The sequence below is a fragment of the Nocardia sp. NPDC003999 genome (assembly GCF_053604885.1).
In genome coordinates this window covers 225,317-244,196 of sequence record NZ_JBSGIB010000003.1, presented here as the reverse complement: position 1 = coordinate 244,196, position 18,880 = coordinate 225,317, and the positions used below count along the sequence as shown (strand labels likewise).

General features: G+C 69.2%; 13 protein-coding genes. 7 read left to right on the top strand and 6 right to left on the bottom strand.

Annotated elements, in window-relative coordinates; all coding sequences use genetic code 11:
* Positions 1-189 precede the first annotated feature (189 nt).
* The 4 genes from ACWESM_RS08685 (at position 190) to ACWESM_RS08670 (ending at position 8,752) form a co-directional block, all read left to right on the top strand.
* A complete protein-coding gene (locus ACWESM_RS08685) occupies positions 190-1,329 on the top strand; it encodes an XRE family transcriptional regulator (RefSeq protein WP_355077686.1) in 1,140 nt (379 codons plus the stop codon).
* Between the two features lie 107 nt (positions 1,330-1,436).
* On the top strand, positions 1,437-3,134 hold the full coding sequence (locus tag ACWESM_RS08680) for a TIGR02677 family protein (RefSeq protein WP_452491203.1): 1,698 nt from the start codon (positions 1,437-1,439) through the stop codon (positions 3,132-3,134).
* Positions 3,134-4,558 (top strand): TIGR02678 family protein, encoded by a 1,425-nt coding sequence (locus ACWESM_RS08675; RefSeq protein WP_364428384.1) that lies wholly within the window; start codon positions 3,134-3,136, stop codon positions 4,556-4,558. Before ACWESM_RS08680 ends, ACWESM_RS08675 begins: the two co-directional genes overlap by 1 nt.
* A gap of 3 nt (positions 4,559-4,561) precedes the next feature.
* Entirely contained in the window at positions 4,562-8,752 is a 4,191-nt protein-coding gene (locus ACWESM_RS08670; RefSeq protein ID WP_452491202.1) for a TIGR02680 family protein, read from the top strand.
* Positions 8,753-9,014: 262 nt separating this feature from the next.
* Here ACWESM_RS08670 and ACWESM_RS08665 read toward each other — a convergent pair whose 3' ends face one another.
* From ACWESM_RS08665 to ACWESM_RS08650, 4 genes are all read right to left on the bottom strand, one after another.
* A complete protein-coding gene (locus ACWESM_RS08665; protein ID WP_364428587.1) occupies positions 9,015-9,434 on the bottom strand; it encodes a M15 family metallopeptidase in 420 nt (139 codons plus the stop codon).
* Positions 9,435-9,702: 268 nt separating this feature from the next.
* Positions 9,703-11,397, bottom strand: a complete 1,695-nt coding sequence (locus ACWESM_RS08660) for an ABC transporter ATP-binding protein (RefSeq protein WP_452491201.1) — start codon at positions 11,395-11,397, stop codon at positions 9,703-9,705.
* 803 nt (positions 11,398-12,200) lie between these two features.
* On the bottom strand, positions 12,201-12,683 hold the full coding sequence (locus tag ACWESM_RS08655; protein ID WP_355077488.1) for a hypothetical protein: 483 nt from the start codon (positions 12,681-12,683) through the stop codon (positions 12,201-12,203).
* Positions 12,684-12,820: 137 nt separating this feature from the next.
* Positions 12,821-14,497, bottom strand: coding sequence for a fumarate hydratase (locus ACWESM_RS08650; protein ID WP_356962016.1), 1,677 nt, complete (start codon positions 14,495-14,497; stop codon positions 12,821-12,823).
* A gap of 274 nt (positions 14,498-14,771) precedes the next feature.
* On the opposite strand from ACWESM_RS08650, the gene ACWESM_RS08645 reads away from it, so the two are divergent.
* Complete coding sequence (locus tag ACWESM_RS08645) at positions 14,772-15,242, top strand: MarR family winged helix-turn-helix transcriptional regulator (RefSeq protein WP_355077485.1); 471 nt, start codon at positions 14,772-14,774, stop codon at positions 15,240-15,242.
* A 4-nt stretch (positions 15,243-15,246) separates the two neighbouring features.
* Here the strand turns inward: ACWESM_RS08645 and mftD are convergent, their stop codons facing one another.
* Complete coding sequence (mftD, locus tag ACWESM_RS08640) at positions 15,247-16,470, bottom strand: pre-mycofactocin synthase MftD (RefSeq protein ID WP_452491200.1); 1,224 nt, start codon at positions 16,468-16,470, stop codon at positions 15,247-15,249.
* Positions 16,467-17,168: a mycofactocin biosynthesis peptidyl-dipeptidase MftE gene (mftE, locus tag ACWESM_RS08635; RefSeq protein ID WP_364428402.1), complete on the bottom strand. Its 702-nt coding sequence runs from the start codon at positions 17,166-17,168 to the stop codon at positions 16,467-16,469. Before mftE ends, mftD begins: the two co-directional genes overlap by 4 nt.
* 64 nt (positions 17,169-17,232) lie before the next feature.
* Here mftE and mftR point away from each other — a divergent pair, with 64 nt between their 5' ends.
* Together mftR and ACWESM_RS08625 are read left to right on the top strand one after the other, a co-directional pair.
* Positions 17,233-17,829, top strand: coding sequence for a mycofactocin system transcriptional regulator (gene mftR, locus ACWESM_RS08630; protein WP_364428405.1), 597 nt, complete (start codon positions 17,233-17,235; stop codon positions 17,827-17,829).
* Positions 17,830-17,967: 138 nt separating this feature from the next.
* On the top strand, positions 17,968-18,873 hold the full coding sequence (locus tag ACWESM_RS08625) for an STAS domain-containing protein (protein ID WP_039798458.1): 906 nt from the start codon (positions 17,968-17,970) through the stop codon (positions 18,871-18,873).
* Positions 18,874-18,880: the final 7 nt, after the last annotated feature.

Below are 18,880 nucleotides of genomic sequence, written 5' to 3'. Positions count from 1 at the left end.
ATGCACAACGCGGCGGCGCGAAAGTAGCTGTCAACACACGGACATCTGCCTGCCCTCTTAAGGCCACCAAACGTTAACTGGTGCGATACTACAGACGTGGCCGCTACCGACGATCGACCCGTCTGGGCAGTCCGAATGCGTTCCGAGCGTGACGCGAGGGGGTGGTCGCAAGCCGACGCTGTTCGCGTGATGCGTGGAAAGTCTTCGCACAACCTGCCGACCGACAGTACTCTCCTACGCAACTGGCGCCGTTGGGAATCGGGCGAATCACGCCCCGACGACTTCTACGCGCCGATCATCGCCGCCACCTTCGACACGGTGACCGCGGCGTTCTTTCCCAAGGCCAGACCGAACCGGGACGACGAATTGCTCTCGGCCACCGGCATGGACACGCTCGAGTTCATCGGACGACTCCGTATGTCCGATGTGTCCTCCGTGACACTGGAGGCCGTCCGCATCACCGCAGAACGCCTGTGCTGCGAATACTCCTACGCCGACCCGCACGACCTGCACGCCGACGGCACCGCGTGGCTGCGCAGAATCACCTCGTTGCTGGACGGTCGCCTGACCCTGGCGCAGCACCGCGAAATCCTCGTTCTCGCCGGATGGGTGGCGTTGCTGGTCGGCTGCGTCGACTACGACCTCGGCAGGCGCACCGCCGCGGAGGCGACCCGCCGCGCCGCCCAGTCGCTGGCGCAGGAGGCGGAGAACATCGAGATCGCGGCATGGGCAGCGGAAATGACCGCGTGGTTCGCGCTGACCCAGGGTAACTACCGCGGCGTCATCGAGACCGTGCAGCCGACGCTGGAAGTAAGCCAGCACCTGCGCGTCGGTGTCCAGCTCGCCGCCCAGCGCGCCAAAGCCTGGGCCAGGCTGGGCAACCCGCGCGAGGTGGAGGCGGCGCTCGACGAAGGCCGAGCTATCTTGGAGCGACTCGATCATCCGGCCAATCTGGACAACCATTTCGTCATCGATGCGAACAAGTTCGACTTCTACGCGATGGACTGCTGCCGGGTCGCGGGCGAGGATCGGCTCGCCGAAACCTACGCGCGGGAAGTGATCCGCAACGCCACCCGCCCGGACGGCAGCGTGCGCAATCCGATGCGGGTCTCCGAGGCGCACCTGACTTTGGCCGTGGTCGCGGTGCGCGACCGTGACCTGGAACTCGCGGTCGCCGAGGGCATGCGCGCGTTCGCGGGCAGCAGGCGGTCGTTGCCCTCGCTGATGTGGATCGCGGGGGAAGTCGCGCGCGAGATCATCGAGCGGTTCCCCGGCGATCCGCGCACCCGCGCTTATCTGGACCAGTTGCGTTCGCTGTCCGTCGAGTGAGCCGACCTGCGCCGCGGCAGCGGCGAACGGTGACGAACCGGACGCGGCCACGCCGAACACCGGAACGTCGTGCGGGTGGCGATCGGCCCGCTACTACCCTGTTCCCGGTGACCGACTCCGATGACGGCTGGGCCGACGCCCACTGGGACGACCGGCTGCGGCTGTTCTCTTTCGCCACCGCCGAGCGGCGCGCCGATTACCTCCGGGTGCTGCGCGCGTTCGACGGCGCGCGGGCAGCATACGTGGTGCTGCTGCACGCGGACGACGTCGCGGAGTGGATCGACCGCAACGGGAACACGCCGCACACGCCCGATCCGGTCACTGCGAACCAACCGGTCACGAATGCCGGCGTGGATCCGGCGCAAGCGCGCACGCGTCCGTCGGATCCACCCGGGGGCGAGCCGGAAACCGGTGCGCCGGACCGGTCCCCGGAGACACCCGGCCGACCCGCGGCCCCCCCGCTGACCGCGGCCGAGATCGGCCCGTTGCTAGACCAGTTGCACCAGTGGGGCATGCTGGAGCGCAGTTACGACGGAACCCGCGCCGCGACGCTGGCCGAATATCGTAATCGGCACTACGTTTACCAGTTCTCCCAGGCTGGGTTCCAGGCCTACCAGGCAGTCGCCGGTGTGCTCAGCGCCCGCCTCGACGAAGCTTCGTTGTCGCGCCTGGTGCTGCCGGAACTGCTGGCCGATCTGCACACCCTGGCCGAGGCCAACCGGGCGGGTGACGCCGAACGCGTCTACCGCACGCTGCGCCGTCTCGACATCGCGTTATCCGACCTGGCCGCCCGCGCCGCGCACTTCTATCTGGGGCTCGGCGACCTGGTTCGCACCACCGAGATCACCCCGGAATCGTTTCTCGCGCACAAGGACGCCCTGCTGGCGCACATGCGGGAGTTCAGCCTCGACCTGGCCCGGTTCACCCCGCGGCTGGCGGCCGCGATCGCCGAGATCGAGGAGACCGGCGTCGACGACCTGACCGGCCGGGCGGCGCGCTGCGACGAGCGGGTGCTGCTGAGTGTCGAGGAACGCCGGTCGGATTGGCAGGCCAGGTGGGACGGACTGCGGACCTGGTTCGTCGCGTCCGGCGGTGAACAGGCGGGGACGACGGAGGCCGAGCGGTTGCGTGAGGCCACCATGAGCGCGATCGCCGCGGTGCTGTCGCTGCTGCGGCGGGTCACCGAGACGCGGCGCGGCGGGGTCAGCCGGGAGTCGGCGCTGCGGCATCTGGCCGGCTGGTTCACCGCGGCGCCGACCGTGGACAGCGCCCATGCGCTGTTCGACGCGGTGTTCGGGCTGGGCAAGCCGCGGCACCTGGCGATGGAGCACCCGGACGCCGACGTGATTCCGGCGATTCGATCTTGGTGGGACGCACCGCCGTTGGAGATCTCGCGCACGCTCGCCGAGACCGGACGCCCGCCCTCCGCGGGTGCGCCCGCCCGTATCCACCGCAACGACGCGGGTATCCGGCGTCTGCGCGAGGCGCAGTTGGACGCGCAGCGGGCCCGCGCGGAGGCCGCCAGGTCGCTGGCGTCCGGCGACGTGCACGAACGAGTGCTGGACGACCGGGAGACCGAGGTGCTGCTGCGGCTGCTGGACGCCGCGTCCACCGCGTGGGTTCCGGTGCGCGGCCGGGTGGCCGGCACCACCGGCTCCGACAGCGGCGTCACCCTGACGGTGTCCGAGCACGACGGTCCGACCGTCGTGCGCACCACCCGGGGACTGCTGCGGTTGAACAACCGGTCACTGAAGATCGAGCAGACCGCCGGAACACGGTCCCGCCCGCGCGGGGAGCACGGCTGATGCACGCACACACCATCGATGCGCTCGCCCTGGACAACTACCAACGCGCCGCCCGAGTCGTCCTGGCCAACCACCTGGTGACCCGCGCCTATCCGGACCGGATCGCACTGCCGCTGATCCGGCGCTGGGCCACCGAGCTGCGCGAGGACCTCGCCGAATTGTTCGGGTACCGCCTGGAAGTCACCGAGACCACCGCGCGGGTCTTCCCGGTCACCGACCGCCTGGACGCGGGCAGGCCCGCGCGTACCGCCGCCGAGCGCGTCTTCGACCGCCGCCGCTACGCCTACCTGGCTCTCGCGCTGGCCGCGCTGGGGCGCGCCGGGGACCAGATCACGCTGTCGGAGCTGGCCGATCAGGTCGCCGCCTACGCGAACCGGGTGGAGGGACTGGAACTGGCCACCGACCGGGCCGCCGACCGCGACGCGTTCGTCGACGCGGTGGGCTGGCTGACCGTGCGCGGCGCGCTGGGCCTGGCCGACGGCGACGCGGGCGGCTGGGCCAGCGATCCGGAGGCCGGTGAGGCGCTCTACGACATCGACCGGCCGGTCGTCTTCGCGCTGTTCCGGCCGCCGCGGGCCCTGCAACATCTGCACGGCGTGCGCGGGTTGCTCACCGAAGAGCCCATGGTCGGCGGTGTTTCCGCGCACGCGACGACCACCGCCGAAATCGCCCGCCGGGTACGCAGGGCGCTGGTGGAGCAGCCGGTGGTGTACGCAGAGGATCTCGCACCCGAAGAGCGTCCTGTTCTCGCCCAGGAGCGGATCGTCGCGGAGGTCGAACTGTTCACCGGGCTGCGCGCCGAACGCCGCGCGGAGGGCGTGGCGCTGATCGACACCTCGGGGCGGCTGTCGGACGTCCGCTTTCCGGGGACCGGGACGCTCGCGCAGGTCGCCTTGCTGCTGGCCGGTGAGATCGCCGACCGCGTGCTGGACATCGATCACCCGCTGCCGCGGCGCCACGCCGGCCCGGACACGGATGCGGCGCTGGCCGACCAGCTCGATGAAGCCATTCCCGAATCCACGCTGTTCGTGCCGCTCGCGGAGCCGCGTTCGCCGGATCCGTCCGCCCCCGAACCGGATTCGGCGACGGATGCAGCGGAGCAGACAGACCGGTCCGTCGCGACAGGCTATCCGCTGATCGACCGGGCCTGGCTGTATGAGACGGTGCAGGCGCTGGCCGATCGCTACGGCACCACGTTCGCCGCGCAATGGCAGGCCGACGTTCCTCGCCTCACCACCGAGGTGGTGGCGCTGCTGGAACGGCTGCGGCTGATCCGGATGGTCGAGGACGGACTGCTCGTGCTGCCCGCACTGGCCCGCTACCGTGGCGCGGTCGTCACGGTCCGCACCAAGCGGGCCGCGGAGCTGTTCGTCACCGCGGCCGACACCTACGGGCCCGGCGGCACCGGGACGGAAGGGAACTGACGAATGTCGCTCATTCACGGCGGAGTGCGGTTCACCCCCACCCGCGCCGGGATCGTCAACCTGTGGGACTACCGCGACCAGGAGTTCTGTTTCGCGGACGGCAGATTGGTCCTGCGCGGGCCGAACGGGTCGGGCAAGACCAAAGCGCTGGAGGTGCTGTTCCCCTTCGTTCTGGACGGACGGATCGAGCCGCGCAGGCTGAACCCGTTCGCGGGCGAGGAACGCACGATGAAGTCGAACCTCCTCTACCGCAAGCAGGACTCGGCCTACTCCTATGTCTGGATGGAGTTCGCGCGCGGTCGCTGGGAAGACCCCGAGGCGGTCACCGTCGGCATCGGCATGCGCGCCACCCGTTCCTCGGACAAGGTGACCCGCTGGTATTTCGTCGCCGACGGCCGGGTCGGGATCGACTTCTCCCTGATCGGCCCCGACGATCGGCCGTTCACCCGCAAGCAGCTGGCCGAGCAGATCGGCACCGACTCGATCGTCGACCGGCCGGTGGACTATCGCAACGCGATCGACGCGCGCATGTTCGGCCTCGGGACGCAGCGCTACGACCAGCTGATCAATCTGATCCTCACGCTGCGCCGCCCGCAGCTGGCCAAGAACCTCGACCCGCGCGGTTTGTCGCAGGCGCTCACCGACGGCCTGCGCCCGCTCGACGAGCAACTGATCCTGGACGCCGCTCGCTCGTTCAGCGATATGGAGGAGGTCGGCAGGACCCTGGAGGGTTTGGTGCACGCCGACACGGCGACCAGGGCTTTCGTCGAGGTGTATCGCAAATACCTTGCGGTTCAAGCGAAGACGGATGTCGACCAGGTGCGGGCGCGGCTCGACGCGGTGACCCACGCGAGCACCGCGCTGTTCGCCGCCACCGCGCTGCGCGAGCGCAGGGAGACCGAGCGTGCCACGGCCGAGGCTCGGGCCGAGGACGCCGACCGCGCCTACGAGCAGGCCATCGCCGACCGGGAGAATCTCCAGCGTTCCAGCGCCTACGAGGGTAAACAGCAGCTCGACGACCTGGCCGACGCGGTGCGTCGCCTGGAGACCTCGGCGGGCGTGCACGCCGACAAGGCGCTCAAGTCCCGCCAGACCCTGGACCAGCGGACCCAGGAGGCCGAGCGCGCACGCACCGCGGTGCGCACCGCCGCCGCCGCGCTCGCCCGCGGCGAGGACGATCTGCGTGCCGCCGCCGAGGAGGCGGGGATCGCATGGACGCCGCTGCCGGAGTCGACGCGGGCCGAGCAGCTCACCGCGGCGGTGCGCGGGCACGCCGAGGAGCGCGACGTCGATGTGCGCGCGGTGCGCAAGGCGGTGGGCGCGGTGGATACCGCTGCCGCCGAACGCACCAGGGCCGAGCGACTGGCCGAGCGCGCGCGGGAACTGCGTGATGCCGCCGCGGCGGAGGTCGCGCACGCCGAAGCGACGGTCGCCTTGACCCGTTCCGAGGCCGCGGCCGCGTTGCGGACCTGGTGGGACGAGCACCGCGCGGTCTACACCCCGGTGCGCTCCGGCCTGTTGGAAGCGCTGAACTCGGCGCTGGCCGAGGCCGGTTCGGATGCGCCCACCGTGGCCGAGGTGCTGGCCGATCGCACGGAACCCCTGCTCGAGGAGATCCGCACCCGCCGCCAAGAGGCACGCGCCCAGGTGGCCTCGGCCACGGCACACGTCGAGGAGCTGACCGCCGAACTCGAGCGGGTCGCGGCCCGGCGCGACGACGCGCCGCCGGTATTCGCGGGCCGCTCCGGCCGGACCGGTGACCGGTCCGGCGCCGCGCTGTGGCGGCTGGTGCGCTTCGCCGACGACGTGCCGCCCGAGACCGCCGCGGGCATCGAGGCCGCGCTGCACGCCGCGAATCTGCTGGACGCCTGGGTGTGCCCGGAAGGCGAGCTGCCGCCGGACTACGAATCCGATCAGTTCCTGCTGCCGCTGCCCGCATCGGACCGCCCGGCCGGTCGCACGCTCGCCGACGTGCTTATCGTGGAAGACGATTCGGACACGCTGACGGTGCCGCGGCAGGTCGTGGCCGATGTGCTCGCTTCCATCGCCCTGCACGAGGACGCGGGCGAGCCGAGCGGCGCGGTGACGATCGGAGCGAACGGCGCGTTCCGGCAAGGCGTGCAGGTCGGCCGCCACCGCAAGACCGACGCGGAATTCATCGGCGCCACCGCGCGAGCCAGACGCCGCGAGCTCCGCTCGGCCGAGTTGACCGCGGCCGTGGCGGCCGCCGAGGCGGACCGGAGCGCCGCCGGACAGCGGGAGGCCGCCGCCACCGCCGAACTCGCGCGAATCTCCGCCGCCGCCAAAGCGCTTCCGCGTCCGACCGCGGTGACCACGGCGCTGCGCGCGGTGTCCGAGGCCGCGGGCGTGCTGCGGTCGCGTGCGGAGGCCGCCGCCCACGCCGAGCGCGAACTCGACCAGGCGGTCGCGGACGTGTCCGCCGCGGAGAAGAAACTGCGCGCCGCCGCCACCGCACACCGCACACCGCGCACGGCGCGCGAGATCGACGCCCTCGCCGCCGCCATCCGGCACTTCGAGAACACCGGCACGGGATTGTTGCGGTTGCGCGGCGACCACGAGCGGGAACGAGAGCGCGAACGCGAAGCCGACGACCGCTTGACCGAAGCCACCGACCTGGCCGAGGCGTTCGCGGAAGAGGCCGAGGCCGCGCGCACCGGATACCAGGAGCAATTGCGCAAACTGGAGACCCTGCGCGATGCCCTCGGCGCAGGCGCGGCCGACATCGACCGCGAATTGGAGCAGGCCCGGCAGCGGATCGAGGCGACCAAGGTCGAGCAGAAGGCCGCGCGCAAGGCCGCCAACCAGGCCATCGAGGCGGTCGGCGACGCCGAAGCCGCCTACCGTACCGCGCACGAGTCGCTGGCCACCGCGCTGACCGAGGTGCTGGCGGAGGTGAAAGCCCTCGCGCCATACGCTCAGCCGGATCTGCTCACGCTGCTCGGCGCCCCCGCCGACGGACGCTGGCCCAGCAGCGACGCCGCGTGGTCGACGCCCGAGCAACTGCTGTACCGGATCGCGACGGCGGGGCCGGAGGCATCACCGAGGGTGCTGCCGGACGAAGTCGCCGCGCTGTTCGACAGCCTCTCGGCGGCCACGGCAGCGGTGCGCGTGAGCGAGGCGACGCGCAAGTCCACCCGCACGGCGGTGACCGGGGCGTTGCAGGAGTTCGACGCGGCGTTGGCCGGCTCGGGCCGCGATTACCGGTTGCAATGGGACGCCGCCGACGGCCTCACCGTCGTCCAGGTGCACGACGAACACGGGGCTTCCGCGCTGGCCGACTTCGCCGCCCGCGTCGACGCCGCCCGGCGGGATCAGGAACTGCTGCTCACCGACGCCGAGCGCCGCATCCTGGAGGATGCCCTGTTGACCGGCCTGGCCCAGCAGATCCACGAACGCACCAGCGACGCGCGCGATCTCATCGCCAGGATGGGCGCGGAGATGAAGCAGCGGCGGATGTCCTCGGGCAACACCATCGGCGTGCACTGGGTGCTGGCCGACAGCCTGTCCGACGCGGCGCGGGCGATGTGCAAGCTGCTCGACCGGGACGCGTCGGCGCTGACGGCGGAGGATCTCGCGGCGATCCGGGCGCACTTCGCCTCCGAGATCAGGGCGGCGCGGGCGGCGCACCCGGAACGCTCCTACCCCGAGATCCTGGCCGCGACCCTGGATTATCGCACCTGGCGGGTGTTCTCGTTCACTTTGATCTCCGCCGACGGCAGCGAGGACAAGCTCACCGTGGCCAGGCACAGCGCGCTGTCCGGCGGCGAGCAGTCGGTGTCGCTGCACCTGCCGCTGTTCGCCGCGGCGCACGTCATGCTCGATTCCGCCGACCCGCAGGCCCCGCGCCTACTGGCCCTGGACGAGGCGTTCGCGGGCGTCGACGACAACGGCCGCAGCGAATTGCTCGGACTGAGTGTGCAATTCGACCTCGATCTGTTCATGACCGGCTACGACCTGTGGATCACCTATCCGCACGTCCCGGCGTGCGCGCACTACGACTTGGCGCACTCGGCGGCCGAGAACACCGTCAGCGCGACACTGCTGGTGTGGGACAGCGGCGACCTGCTCGCCGAACACGACGGAACGGATCTCACCGCCGCGCTCGGCTCCCCCGATCGGCGCAGGCTTCCCACCACGATCGAGGGCGCGCTGGAACTCACGCCGGTGAGCTGATCGCCTCCGGGCCGGGTTGATCGACGGCTCGGTCCGGGAGGTCGTAGCAGGCCGCGTCGAGCAGGGAACGACCACGGGCGGGATCTGCTCATCGACGGCAGTCTGCCCACCGCCGTTCCCGACCCGGCGGTCCAGCGCGCCGCAGCAGCGGCAGTCAGCGTGCGCGGCTGGTTCCCACGCCGGTCAGCTCGCGTACGGGATGGGCGATTCGCAGCGCCGCCAATGGTTTTCGAAGTGGTCGTATTCTGCCGAACCGACCCGATCACCGCACGCTGGCGTCGGGGAGCATGGGCGGGCACGGTGTGCCCGGCGCGGTCTGCAGCTCAAAATGCCAGTACTCGTTCTCGAACGAGCGGCAGAGCCCCCATCGGTAGCCGTTCGCCTCGAGCCACCGCGCGCCCTGTTGCGGACCGACATCGATGGCGTCTCCGGACACGTGGGTGGACTCCTCCGGCGGCAGGACCCAGCGGCGCGCGTTGTCCGGCCCGTAGGTCGCCACACCGTCCTCCCACAGCGCCTGCTGCTCGGCGGGCGTCCGGTACCCGGACGTGATGGACAGCGGCACCCCCTGCGCGTGCGCCTCGCGTTCGGCCAAGGTGTAGGCCAGCGCCAGCTTGGGATCGAGCCCTTCGGTCCCCGTCGCCGAGCCCACCGACTCGCGCTGCTCGATGGCGACTGCCATGTCGGCCTGCGCTTCCCCCGCCGAAAAACCGACCGCGACCAGCGCCGGAAGCACTGCCACCGATAGTCCCGCCGCCACCCGACTCCGCCCAGCTTTCCCGAACACCATGCGCCGATGCTATCGCTTGCGATCACCTATGCCGGATATGCCCTGATCGCAACGCGCTCCCGCGCTACCGGTGCAAGACTTTCGCGGTGACCGGCGCACGGCAGGAGGCAGGTCGCCGCCGCACCGGAGCCGGCTCGGCAGCCCGGGCGGTGCGGGAGCTTCACGCGGATGCGGTGATCGTGTCCTTCGCGAGCTCGCGGTAGTACTCGCTCGACGCCATCAGCTCGTCATGGGTTCCGATCGCTTCCACACGTCCGCCGGCGAGCACCACGACACTGTCCACGTCCCGAATCGTCGAATACCGGTGGGCGGCCACGAGAACGGTGCAACGTCCGCGCAGTTCGCGCAACGTCCGCAAGACAGCCGCCTCGCTGATCGGGTCCAGGTTCGACGTCGGTTCGTCCAGCAGAAGCAGGTCGGGCTCGGTCAGCAACGCGCGCGCGATCGCCAAACGCTGCCGCTCGCCGCCCGATAGGGACTGTCCGTGCTCGCCGACCTGCGCGTCCATGCCGCCGTCGAGCCGGGCGAGGACATCCTCGAAACCAGCGAGCTCGACCGCGCGCTCGACCTGCCGCTGGGTGGCGTGCGGATGAGCGTAGGTGAGGTTCTCCCGCACCGAACCGTGCAGGATCGGAGCGCCTTGCTCCACGAAGGCGATACGACGCCGATAGGGAGGCAGATGGAGGCGAGACACGTCGTGACCATCGAGGAGGATCACGCCACCAGCGGGCTCATAGAAACGCTCGATCAGGGACAACACCGTGCTTTTACCACTGCCGGATCGACCGACCAACGCGACTTGTTCGCCACCCGGCACCGTGAAAGACACTTCGTCGAGCGCTCGGCGTGACGACTCATAGGAAAAGGTGAGCGTACGGAGTTCTACCGTGGCCGGTCTGCGCCGCCCATCGTGCACCACCGCCTGCCCCTTCCCGAGACCGGTCAGCGTGGCGGGACCCTCGGTACCGGTGTCGTCTTCGATGTCGACCCGAAGCGCTTCGGCGACGCGCTGGAACGCACCCATCCCTTTCTGTATCGATCCCAGCAGCGAGATGGCGCCGGCGAGCGGTGTGGCCAGAAATGTGGCGTACAGCAAGAACCCGACCAGTTCACCGACTTCCATCCGATCGCCTGCCACGCGAATACCACCGATCAGCAGCAGAGCGAGGAACGACCCATTGACCGCCGCCGAACTCGCCGGGCGGATGATCGCCTCCATGCGCGCGGCGCGGACACCGCTGTGCAACGCCTCGGCCGCCTTCGCGGTGAGGCGAGCCGCTTCCCGGTCCTCAGCCGAATTCGCGCGCACCGTTCGCAGTGAACTCAGGGCTCGTTCGGTGTCGGCGGCGAGTTCTCCGACACCGGTCTGCGCGCTCTCCGAGGCGGTTCTGATCCCCGCCAGAGCAGCCGCCACCAGCAATCCTGCCGTGGCGATGGTGACCAGGGTCACCACGGTCATGAACGGACTGAGCCAGACCATGGCCGCCAACGCCGTGATCGCCGAGACCACCGATATTCCCAACTGCACCACGCTCGTCACCGCGTGCTCGCGCATCGCCGAGGTATCGGCGCCCAGTCTGGATGTCAGATCCCCGATCCGCATACGGTCCAGTGCCGGCATTCGCACCCGCAGCAAGCGCTCGACGACACGCGCACGCAGATCGAATACCACTCGTTCGCTGGTGCGCGATACGAGAAAGTCGCCGCAGGTCTCGAACAGCGCCTGTGCGACGAACACCACGATGAGCAATGCCACGAGCCCGGCTATCGCGTGCCGACCGGCTACCGCGTCGATGATCCGCATGGTCACCCAAGGCTGCACGAGGCCCGCGCCGGTACCCGCCAACAGCAGCACGGCACCGGCACCGACTTCCCTTGCGTGCCGCCGCAGTAGAGCGACCAGATCGCGATACCGAACTCGGTCTTCGCGCCGCAATTCCGACACTTCACCCCCCTGTGTCCGACCGATGAAGCAGATATCGATCTACTGCCATAGTCGTACGGTTCAGGGTAGGCGAACAAGTTCATTCCGGCTTCGAACGGTGCGTGGGCGGACAAAACGTCCGCTTCCGCCTCGGCGTGTTGTGAGACACAAGATCGACTTCAGCCGGGGCATCCAACTAGCGCACTACTCCACATGCAGCGCACTGCACGTGTGGACAACAGTCAGCGAATTCCACAGAAAACTCCACAACTTGGGATAATGTCCATCTGCTATGTCCGTTATGCGCCCAATTGTCCTCTTGCGGCAAACATTTCGCCCATCCTGGAACGAGTGATGTCCACAATCTGTGGATGTGTTGTGGATCACTACGGCATTCAACCTGCTACCAATCGCGAATTGGCCGCCGATAAGCGACTTTTGGGTGATTTGTGCCCTGTCGTGGACAACCGGAGGGATGAGATCGAGGTTCCGCGAGAAACTTTCGCGAGGCGATGTGTCCCTTTCGGCCGGTATGTCAGGCATACCCGGACCAAGGCATCAGCACGGACATATTCCGCGAATCCCCGCGATCCGGGCGCGGCGAACCATTTCGAGCCTTAGACACACCGCGGGCGGCCGTGGCTCGCGCCGCCAGCCGCCCGTGAATCGGGTGAATCATCCACAGATGTCGGGAATTTCACATTCCCTCCCCAGTCATGTGAAGATCGGCCGCATCAGACGATACGGACCGGCCACACTCCCGGCGGGCCGCCCAGCGCGCTCGGACGCGACGGCGGCGCGGTCATCCGCACACCTGCCCGGCGAATCGACTCCGCCGCTTCCCTGTTGCGCGCGATCCGCTCCAGGATCTCGCCGCCGTGCGCGCGGGCATACGCGAGCGCCAGCCTGATCTTGCTCGCGTGCAGGTCCGATTTGGCGCTGAGCACGGCGATCCGGCGTTCCAGCGGTCCGTCCAATTCGCGCAGGCGCGCAACGACTTCCCAAACCTCCGGACCGGCCGTCAGCGCGGCGCGCCGGTCGTGCAGCGGGCCGCGGAAAACGATTCCGGGGTGGTCGAGCTGGTCGACGCCTTCGTGGATCAGCCGATCGAGCAGTGTGGTACAGCTGGTTCCCTCACGGGCAGCGCGATCGGCCAACCGGGAGGCGGCCGACTCGGTGATACACAACGCCGTCGGTACTGGCCTGGACGTGCTCATAGCTCTCCTCGACCTGCATCTGTGCGGAAATCGACGAAGTTCTTCGCTAAGCGTGCCCGCTGCGACCGCACCACCGCCCCGGTGATCGGGGTGACATCGTCGTGTCCGGGCCTGCCGAGGCAGGCCCGGAGAACGACTCAGACGCGCTCTTTGGAGCGGGTGCGCACGCGCAGCGCGATCGGCTTCTGCGTTTCGGCGAAGAAGTCGTTGCCCTTGTCGTCGACGACGATGAACGCCGGGAAGTCCTCGACCTCGATCTTCCAGACGGCTTCCATGCCCAGTTCGGGGTATTCGAGCACCTCGACCGACTTGATGCAGTCCAGCGCCAGCCGCGCCGCGGGCCCGCCGATCGAACCGAGATAGAAGCCGCCGTGTTCCTTGCACGCCTTGGTGACCTGCGCGGAACGGTTGCCCTTGGCGAGCATGACGAACGAGCCGCCCGCCGCCTGGAACTGGTCGACGTAGGAGTCCATCCGGCCCGCGGTGGTCGGGCCGAACGAGCCGGACGCGTAACCCTCCGGCGTCTTGGCCGGGCCCGCGTAGTAGACGGCCATGTCGCGCAGATAGTCCGGCATCGGCTCGCCCGCGTCGAGCCGCTCCTTGATCTTGGCGTGCGCGATGTCCCGGGCGACGACCAGCGGACCGGTCAGCGAAAGCCTGGTCTTCACCGGATATTTGGACAATTCGGCACGGATCTCGTCCATCGGCCGGTTCAGGTCCACGCGCACCACGTCGCCACCGAGGATCGCGTCGGTCTGCTCGGGCAGGTACTGCGCGGGCTCGCGCTCGAGCTGCTCCAGGAACACACCCTCGGCGGTGATCTTGGCCAGCGCCTGCCGGTCGGCCGAGCAGGACACCGCGATGGCGACCGGGCAGCTGGCGCCGTGCCGGGGCAGGCGCACGACCCGCACGTCGTGGCAGAAGTACTTGCCGCCGAACTGGGCGCCGATACCGAAGGACTGGGTCAGCTTGAAGACCTCTTCCTCCAGTTCCAGATCACGGAAGGCGTGCGCCGACAGCGAGCCCTCGGTGGGCAGGTTGTCGAGGTAGTGCGCGGAGGCGTATTTCGCCGTTTTCAAAGCGAACTCGGCGCTGGTGCCGCCGATCACGACAGCGAGGTGGTACGGCGGGCAAGCCGCGGTGCCGAGCGAGCGGATCTTCTCGTCGAGGAACTCCAGCATCCGCGCGGGGTTCAGGACGGCTTTGGTCTCCTGGTACAGGAACGACTTGTTCGCCGACCCGCCGCCCTTGGCCATGAACAGGAACTTGTAGGCGGGGTTCGCCGGATCGCCCGCGGTGGAGTACAGCTCGATCTGCGCGGGCAGGTTCGAACCGGTGTTCTTCTCCTCCCACATGGTGATCGGCGCCAGCTGCGAGTACCGCAGATTCAACTTGGTGTAGGCGTCGAACACGCCCCTGCTGATCCATTCCGCGTCGTCGGCGCCGGTCAGCACGCCCTCGGACTTCTTGCCCATCACGATCGCGGTGCCGGTGTCCTGGCACATCGGCAGGACGCCGCCCGCGGAGATGTTGACGTTCTTGAGCAGATCCAGCGCGACGAAGCGGTCGTTGCCGCTGGACTCGGGGTCGTCGATGATCTTGCGCAACTGGCCCAGATGCGCCGGACGCAGGAAGTGACTGATGTCGTGCATCGCCGTTTCGGTGAGCAGCCGCAGCGCCTCCGGGGCGACCTGCAAGAAGGTGCGCCCGTTGTGCTCGAACGTGCTGACGCCCTCCGTCGTGAGCAACCGGTAGGGGGTATCGTCCGCGCCGATGGGCAGCAGGTCTGAATAACGGAACTCCGGCGCGGTCACCAGTCGCACTCCTTCGAACGGGCCCGAACACCGCGAACGGCCGGGCTGGTCACGAGCACAGCGAGCCTAGTCACCGCCGCGCACGCCCCTGCTGGTTAGGCAACCCTATCTCGGACAGTTGGCCAGCAAAGGTTGCACGTTCAACCCCGGTGATGCTACCTCTCATCTCTGAGAAAGCGTTCGGGCGGCCGAGTCCGGCCGCGCGCGGACCGTTCCGCGCCGCACATCGCGACACGGAACGATCTTGGGACAAATCGGAGTTTGGAGCGCTGTCGTGACCGATCCCCAATGGCTCGATGACGTCGAGATGCGCGCCTGGCTGGGCTTCGTGCGCACCCGCGACCTCATCGCCGCGGCGGTCGGGCGGGATTCCACCAAGGAGTCCAACCTCACCTACGTCGAATACTCGGTGCTGGCCTATCTGGCCGAGTCGCCGGACCACCGGCTCACCTTCGCCGATCTGGCGGCCAAGCTCGAGTGGTCGCAGAGCAGGCTCTCCCACCAGATCACCCGGATGGAGAAACGGGAGCTGGTCGTCCGTGAGCCGATCCCCGACGACGCCCGCCGCACCGCTGCCAAGCTCACCCCGTTCGGCGCCGATGTGCTCACCGACGCCGCGCCCGCGCACGTGCAGAGCGTGCGCAGGCACATGATCGACATCCTCGATCGCCAGCAGCTCGCCGCCCTGGCCGACATCTACGACACCTTGCTCGCGCACCACCGTCGGGCGGCGGCCGAGAACTGACCGCTCAGGCGGGCGTGGCCGCGTGGTCCGCCGGACTGCTTGCCGCGGAGCGGTTTTCGGGCAGCCCGAGCGCTCGCTCGAACCCGGCGGGCACCACCACGTCCGAGCGGTCCAGATCGCCGACGCTCGTCTTGCGCAGACCCAGCAGCGCGGAATCGATGCCGCCGCGCAGGATGTCCAGCACGTTCTCCACGCCGGCCTGCCCGTTCGCGGCCAGCCCCCAGAGATAGGCGCGACCGATCATGACCGCCCGCGCGCCCAGCGCCACGGCCTTCACCACGTCGCTGCCGCGCCGGATGCCGCCGTCGAGCAGCACCTCGATCTGCGCGCCCACCGCGTCCGCCAGCACCGGCAGCGCGCGGATCGCGGCGGGGGTGCCGTCGAGATTGTTGCCGCCGTGGTTGGACACCGAGATCGCCGCCACACCCGCGTCGACCGCACGCAGCGCGTCGTCCACCCGCATGACGCCCTTGAGCAGCACCGGGCCTTCCCACTGCTCGCAGACCCAGCGCACATCGGCCCAGTCCGGCGCGGGCGTGCCCATCCATTCGCCGTAGGCGCCGAAGAAACCCGGCGCGGGCGCGTCGCCGATGGCCATGTTGGGCGCGGTGAGATCCGGAATGCTGCCCGACCGCGCATAGGTCGCCAGCCACCGGGGACGCGCCAGGGTCTGCGGCGCGAACTTCAGCATCGTGCGCAGGTCCAGCTTCTCCGGGATGACCGGGCTGCCCCAGTCCCGCCCGTGCGAGAACGACCAGTCCAGCGTCAGGATCAACCCGACCGCGCCGGCCCGCTTTGCCCGGTCCATCCGCTGCTGGATCGCGTCCTTGCCGCCACACCAGTACAACTGGAAGAAGGTCGTCGGGTTGGCCGCGATCACTTCTTCGATCGGCTTGCTGGCGAACGAACTCAGGCCCATGGCGATGCCGCGCGCCGCGGCCGCCCTGGCGACGGCGACCTCACCGTCGGGATGCACCGCCTGCACACCGGTCGGCGAGATCAGCACCGGCATCGAAAGCTGTTGCCCCAGTACGGTCGTGGACTGGTCGCGCGCGCCGATCGGCCCGGCCACGTGCGGCGCGAAACCCAGTTCGGTGAACGCCCGCTGATTGTCCTCGATGGTCTGGCCGCGCTCGGAGCCTGCGATCAACGCGCCGTACACCGATTTCGGCAGGCGCTTCTTCGCCCGCCGCTGCGCTTCGGCGACGGTCTCGAACCACGGGTTCATGTTGCGGTCCTTTCCGGGGAGTTCTCCGGCCACCAGTGCCGGGTTCGGTCGAGCAGGTCGGTGCTCAGGTGATCGAGCAGTGCCGCGCCCTCGGCGGCGGTCGCGCCCGCCGGGTCGCCGAGCACGCCGTTGGCGCTGACCGCGCGCACTCCGCCGCTACGCAGCAGCGGCAGCAGTTCGGCCAGCGGGCGGGTGTCCCCGGCCGCGGCGCGGTCGGCGTGCACTCGCTCGGGCGCGAGGGCCAGTTGCAGCGCCGTCTCCGAGCGGCCCGCGTGCGGGTCGCCGTCGAAGCGCGGCAGGTACACGCGCACGTCACGCGATTCGGCGCGCAGCAGATCCTCGGCCCGGCGCAGCGGTTCGATGTTGCCGCCGTGCCAGTTGACCAGCAGGATCCGCTCGAAGGCTTCGGTCGCCGAGCGACACAGCTCGACCACCAGCAGTTCCAGCGCCGCCTGCCCGATCGACAGCGTGCCGGGAAAGCCCGCGTGCTCGCCGCTGGCGCCGTACGGGATCGCCGGTGCGGCGAGCACGTCCGCGCGCGCCGCGGCCAGCCGGGCGCACAATGCCGCGGCGATGTCGGTGTCGGTGGACAGCGGCAGATGCGGGCCGTGTTGCTCGGTCGCGCCGACCGCGACGGCAAGGATCGCACCCGCGGTGGCGCGCACGCCCGCCTCGGGCCAGGTGAGATCCGCCAACATGCGGCGAGATTATCGTCAGTCACTGACAAAATCAAGGGCCGTGGCGGCCGAGCACAATCGAACAATGCTGGAGAACCGGGCCAGGCGCGGCCGCCCACGCGGCACCACCAAACGCGAACTCGAACTGATCGCGATGCGACTGTTCAGCGAACAGGGCTTCGACGAGACCACCGTCGAGCAGATCGCCGTCGCCGCCGGCATCAGCGGACGCACTTTCTTCCGGTACTTCCCCACCAAGGCGGAGGTGCTCTGGTCGCAGTTCGATGATGAGGTCGCCGCACTGCGCGCCGCGTTCGCGACGGTGCCTGACGATGTTCCGATGATGACCGCGGTGCGCCGAGTCGTGGTCGAAGCCAACAAGTATCGCGCCGAGGACGTTCCGGAACTGCGCACCCGGATGCAGTTGGTCGCGAACATCCCCGCGCTGGCCGCCACCGCGGGCGCGCACTACGACGCCTGGGAGCGCGCCGTGAGCGCGTTCGCTGCGAGCCGGCTCGGCGAACCCGAGGACGGGCTCATCCCGCTCGCCGTCGGCCGGACCACGCTGGCGGCGGCGCGCGCCGCGTTCGACGCCTGGCTGACCCGCGCGGACGCGGACCTCACGGTGTATTTGGACGAGGCGCTCGCAGCGCTGGAACGCGGATTCGCTACGGTGCGGTGAGGCACTCCCGCACTCGAACATCAGGCGAACAACCGGCAGGTTTCGTCGGCGACTCGGGTGGGGTATGACTAGGCTCGGAATCGGCACGCGCCGAATGCACACAGATCCCGACTGAACCGTCGAAAGGGGCAGGAGTCCATGTCCGAGGTGTCCATGAGCCTTTCGGCGGATTCCCTGACCGCGGGACCGATCGATCAATTGCTCCCGCAACTCGTCGAGCACCTGCGCCAGAACCGCACCGCGCTGCGTGAAGAGTGGGCCCGCCGCATCGCCGACGCCCAACTGCTCACCGCCATGACCCCGGAGGAGATCTTCTCCGAGGCGACCTCGATCTACGACGGCTACGTCGACGTGCTCGAGACCGGTAGCGTCGAAGCGCTGCAGGCGTACGCGCGGGACCTGTCCGAACGCATCATCCCGAGAGGCGTCGAGACCGACGAGGTCATCGGCATCGTGCTTCTGCTGCGCGACGTGCTCGCACGCAGCCTTTTCGAGAAGTACCAGTCGGACTTCGAACTCCTCAACAAGGTGCTCGACGCCTACGAACCGGCCGCCAACCGAATCGCCAACACCGTGACCGTGTCCTTCGTCCAGGAGCGCGAGCGCGTCATCCGGCAGCAGCAGGAAGCCATTCGCGAGTTGTCCACGCCGGTGCTGCAGGTGCGCGAACAGCTGTTGATCCTGCCCATCATCGGCGTGCTGGACAGTCAGCGCGCCCGCCAGCTCACCGAGCAGTTGCTGCGCGCCATCCGGGCCAACCGCGCGAAGGTCGTCGTCATCGACATCACCGGTGTCCCCCAGATCGACTCCACCGTGGCCAACCATCTGGTGCAGACCGTCGACGCGTCCGGCCTGATGGGCGCGAACGTGATCATCACCGGGTTGTCCTCGGAGATCGCGCTCACCCTGGTCACCATCGGCCTGGATCTGTCGAAGATGAACGCGGTCGGCGACCTGCAGGGCGGTATCGAAGAAGCGGAACGGCTGCTGGGCTACGAGGTTTCCCGCGTGACCGAACGGGTCACCGAACGCGACGGCCGCTGATCGGGCG

Excerpts from the sequence above, each read along its gene's own strand:
- ACWESM_RS08685 (WP_355077686.1), top strand. The coding sequence starts at position 190 with ATGCGTGGAAAGTCTTCGCACAACCTGCCGACCGACAGTACTCTCCTA.
- ACWESM_RS08675 (WP_364428384.1), top strand. The coding sequence starts at position 3,134 with ATGCACGCACACACCATCGATGCGCTCGCCCTGGACAACTACCAACGC.
- ACWESM_RS08670 (WP_452491202.1), top strand. The coding sequence starts at position 4,562 with ATGTCGCTCATTCACGGCGGAGTGCGGTTCACCCCCACCCGCGCCGGG.
- ACWESM_RS08665 (WP_364428587.1), bottom strand. The coding sequence starts at position 9,434 with ATGGCAGTCGCCATCGAGCAGCGCGAGTCGGTGGGCTCGGCGACGGGG.
- ACWESM_RS08655 (WP_355077488.1), bottom strand. The coding sequence starts at position 12,683 with ATGAGCACGTCCAGGCCAGTACCGACGGCGTTGTGTATCACCGAGTCG.
- mftD (WP_452491200.1), bottom strand. The coding sequence starts at position 16,470 with ATGAACCCGTGGTTCGAGACCGTCGCCGAAGCGCAGCGGCGGGCGAAG.
- mftE (WP_364428402.1), bottom strand. The coding sequence starts at position 17,168 with ATGTTGGCGGATCTCACCTGGCCCGAGGCGGGCGTGCGCGCCACCGCG.
- mftR (WP_364428405.1), top strand. The coding sequence starts at position 17,233 with ATGCTGGAGAACCGGGCCAGGCGCGGCCGCCCACGCGGCACCACCAAA.
- ACWESM_RS08625 (WP_039798458.1), top strand. The coding sequence starts at position 17,968 with ATGTCCGAGGTGTCCATGAGCCTTTCGGCGGATTCCCTGACCGCGGGA.